Annotated in this window: 4 protein-coding genes; 3 read left to right on the forward strand and 1 reads right to left on the reverse strand. The window is 67.8% G+C overall.

The features are described 5' to 3' along the window. A partial coding sequence (locus AB4Y86_RS13670) for an alpha-hydroxy acid oxidase (RefSeq protein WP_441402759.1) occupies positions 1–963 on the reverse strand: 963 nt, incomplete at its 3' end. Positions 964–1,193: 230 nt separating this feature from the next. Between AB4Y86_RS13670 and AB4Y86_RS13675 the strand changes: the two genes are divergently transcribed. The 3 genes from AB4Y86_RS13675 (at position 1,194) to AB4Y86_RS13685 (ending at position 3,718) form a co-directional block, all read left to right on the forward strand. Beyond that, a complete protein-coding gene (locus tag AB4Y86_RS13675) occupies positions 1,194–1,883 on the forward strand; it encodes a FadR/GntR family transcriptional regulator (protein WP_441402756.1) in 690 nt (229 codons plus the stop codon). Between the two features lie 317 nt (positions 1,884–2,200). Continuing rightward, positions 2,201–3,313: a 3-deoxy-7-phosphoheptulonate synthase gene (locus AB4Y86_RS13680; protein WP_441402757.1), complete on the forward strand. Its 1,113-nt coding sequence runs from the start codon at positions 2,201–2,203 to the stop codon at positions 3,311–3,313. A 192-nt stretch (positions 3,314–3,505) separates the two neighbouring features. After that, on the forward strand, positions 3,506–3,718 hold the full coding sequence (locus AB4Y86_RS13685) for a helix-turn-helix domain-containing protein (RefSeq protein ID WP_441402758.1): 213 nt from the start codon (positions 3,506–3,508) through the stop codon (positions 3,716–3,718). Positions 3,719–3,962: the final 244 nt, after the last annotated feature.

The raw sequence follows: 3,962 nt of genomic DNA on the forward strand, positions 1-3,962 counted from the left end.
ACTGTGGTCCGCCTTGAGTGCCGCGGTCACGTCCGGGAGCAGGTGGAACGGGATGGGGGCACGGTCCAGTTGGCGGCCGCCGTGGTTGGAGAGCACGACGCCGTCCGCGCCGTGGTCCACCACCTTGCGGGCGTCCTCGACGGTCTGGATTCCCTTGACCACCAGGTTGCCCTTCCAGGTTTCGCGCAGCCAGTCGAGGTCCGCAAACGTCAGGGTGGGATCGAACATGGAGTTGATCAGGTCCGCTACGGTGCCGGTGTAGCGGGAGAGCGAGGCGAAGGTCAACGGCTCGTGCGTGAGGAAGTTGAACCACCACGCGGGCCGGTAGGAGGCGTCGAACACGGTCTTCAGGGTCAGCGCCGGCGGGATGGTCATGCCGTTGCGGACGTCACGGAGCCGGGCGCCGGCGACGGCGGTGTCCACCGTGACCATGAGGGTGTCGTTCCCGGCCCTGGCCGCCCGTTCGATCAATTCCAGTGAGCGGTCCCGGTCCGTCCAGAGGTAGAGCTGGAACCAGTTCCGGCCGTCCGGGGCGGCCGCGGCCACATCCTCGATGGAGGCGGTGCCCATTGTGGAGAGCGTGTAGGGGATGCCGGCGGACGCGGCGGCCCGGGAGCCGGCGTACTCGCCCTCGGACTGCATCATCCGGGTGAAGCCGGTGGGCGCGATCCCGAACGGCAGCCGGGCGGCCTTGCCGAGGATCTCGGTGCCGAGGTCCACACTCGAGACGTCGCGCAGGATGCCGGGGCGGAACTCAATGTCCAGGAACGCCTCCCGGGCACGGCGCAGGGTGATCTCCGCTTCCGCGGCGCCATCGGTGTAGTCGAAGGGTGCCTGGGGTGTCCGTCGTTTGGCCATGGCGCGCAGGTCCCAGATCGTGCTCGCCCGCCGCAGCTTCGCGACACGGCTGAATTCCGGCTTCTTGAACTGCATCAGCGGGGCGAGGTCCGCGTACTTCGGCATCCGGCGCTTCAAGGCTGCGGGCAGGGCGCCGCGGTCAACGGGCGTGCCGGGCGTGTTTCCTGCCGCGCCGGCCGCGGTGTCTTCCGGCGTGGTGGGCGCCTCTGGATTGCTGGGGGTGCCGGTCTTCATGGGTTGCGTCACTGCGGCCTCCGGGGGCGTCTCGTCTCCAACACTGTGGTCCAACCACACTCTAGGGGATGTGGTCGGACCACATCAAGTAGGATGTGGCCATGCGTACGCACCGGCTCGTCCTGCAGTGGATTGAAGACCAGCTCTCCGGCGGCCAACTGGTCGTGGGCGGCAGGCTCCCCGCGGAACGGTCCTTGGCCGAGCAGTTAGGCGTTTCCCGAACCTCGGTGCGCGAGGCCATCCGGGTACTTGAGGCGATGGGGGTGGTCCGGGCAGGTGTGGGTTCCGGGCCGGACGCCGGCACCGTGGTGATCTCGGATCCGACGGCGGCCCTCGGCTCAGCCCTCCGGCTCCACGTGGCCACCTCGCATTTACCCGTGGCGGACATTGTGCAGACCCGCGTGCTGCTCGAGTCCTGGGCCGCGGCCAGGGCCAGCCCCGACTCGCCCGCCCTCGCGGAGGCTGCCCGCCTTTTGGACCAGATGGACGGCTGCGCCGGCACGGAGGACTTCCTCGCCCTCGATGTCCGGTTCCATCTGGCGCTCGCGGACGCGGCCGGCAACACGGTGGTCAGCGCCATGATGGGTTCCCTGCGCGAAGCCATCCAGGACTACGCCGGACGGCTCACCGGAAACCTGCCGGACTGGGACGCCACCGCGGCGCGGCTGCGCCAGGAACACCGGGACATCCTGGCGGCCATCAACCGGCACGACGGCGAAGGGGCTGCCGGGCTGGTGGCGGAGCATATCGAGGGCTACTACGCGGAGGCGGGTTTGGGTGGCGGCGCCTGACGCCGTCCCGCTCGCGCAGCACCCGTCGCCGCGGCCCGCCGCCGGCCGGCCGCAGCCAACGGGCCGCGCCCGGAGTACCGCCGTCGGAATATTACGCCGCCGCTTTGCCCTCCGGCGGGGAGCGGGGCTATCGTCGAGCCATGACTAACCGTTGGTATGCGTATTTTTCGTTGGCTCTGGAGGGGCCTGCGTCTAACTGACACGCATCCAACCCACCTTCAGAGCCAACAGGGCAGAGATCATTCTCTGCCCTTCGCCATTTCTCCGGCGGGTTCTGACCAGGGCCCGCTCCGCACCCCCGGAACAGGACCCGAACAATGAGCATCGAAGCAGCCCGCGAAAGCCAGCAGTCCACCTCAAATCTGCGGATCAGTGAATTCACCGCCCTGCCCACGCCGCAGGAACTGATCGCGGAGCTTCCGCTGGACGCCCGGGGCTCCGACGTCGTCGGCCGTGGCCGGGACGAGGTCCGCGCCATCCTGGACGGCGTCGATGACCGGTTGCTCGTCATCGTCGGCCCGTGCTCCATCCACGATCCCAAGGCCGGGCTCGAATACGCCCGCCGCTTGGTCAGCCAGGCCGAGAAGCACCGCGAGGACCTGCTGATCGTCATGCGCACGTACTTCGAGAAGCCGCGCACCACCGTGGGCTGGAAGGGCCTGATCAATGATCCGCGGCTCGACGGCAGCCATGACATTGCGTCCGGCCTGCGCGCCGCCCGCCAGTTCCTGCGCCAGGTCACGGCGCTGGGCCTGCCCACGGCCACGGAATTCCTCGAACCGATCAGTCCGCAGTACATGGCGGACCTCGTCGCGTGGGGCGCCATCGGGGCGCGCACCACGGAAAGCCAGATCCACCGCCAACTCGCTTCCGGCCTGTCCATGCCGATCGGTTTCAAGAACGGCACCGACGGCGGCCTGCAGGTGGCGCTGGACGCGTGCAGCGCCGCGGCCGCCGCGCAGGCGTTCCTGGGGATCGACGGGGATGGCCGGGCCGCCCTGGTCAGCACCGCAGGGAACCCGGACACCCACATCATCCTGCGCGGCGGCAGCCAAGGCCCCAACTTCTCCGCCGCCGACGTCGAAGCGGCCTCCGCCCGCCTTGCCGCGCAGCAGCTGAACCCGCGGCTCATCGTGGACGCGAGCCATGCCAACAGCGGCAAGAACCACCACCGGCAGGCGGAGGTGGCCCTGGAGATCGGCGCCCAGCTCGAGACGGGGGGTGCCTCGGCGGCGGCCATCGCCGGCATCATGCTGGAGAGTTTCCTGGTGGGCGGCGCGCAGGCCCTGGACGTCGCCGAACACGCCGCCGGGAACGACGCGCTGCTGTACGGCCAGAGCGTCACGGATGCCTGCATGGACTGGGACGTCACCGCCTCGGTGCTCGGCCAGCTGGCGGCGTCGGCGCGAACCCGGCGCACCCTAAGCTGAGCCCGGCACCGGGAGGACGGCCGGTGCGGGTATCCTGCGGAAAACCTTGGCAAATTCCTGCGTAAGGCTTTCACATTGGCACCACGAACCCCTAGAGTATCTAGCACATGGTTGTTTGATGGCTCAGCATCGGCACACCGCCATGTCGTTCAGACGGGGCAGCCGTTCGCTTGAGCAAAAGGAATAAGAGAAATGTCTTCGGAGGCCAACTTCTCCAACGCGCGCTTTCTCACCGTGGCCGAGGTCGCGGATGTCATGCGGGTATCAAAGATGACCGTGTATCGCCTGGTGCACTCCGGTGAAATGCCGGCGGTGCGTTTCGGCCGCTCCTATCGTGTTCCGGAAACCGCCGTCGAACAGTACCTCAGGGGTGCTGTTGTCGACGGACGCACCGAGACGGGCTGAGCTTTCTCCCGTCCCGCGGGGCCTTAACAGACCTCTCCCCGAGGCCTGCGGTCGTGGTGTGCCCCCGATAGGCGGTACCCTGTTAAGGAACGTTTTACGTCATTGTAAGAACCTGTCAGTTGTGCAGTCTGCTGCTTAGCCCGCGGACCCTTCCCAACGGGCAGGTAATGCATCTAGCCGGTAAGGAACTTTCGTGGGTTCAGTTATTAAGAAGCGTCGCAAGCGTATGGCCAAGAAGAAGCAC

The organism is Arthrobacter sp. 2YAF22_2 (assembly GCF_052114645.1).
In the GTDB taxonomy this organism is placed as follows: Bacteria; Actinomycetota; Actinomycetes; order Actinomycetales; family Micrococcaceae; genus Arthrobacter.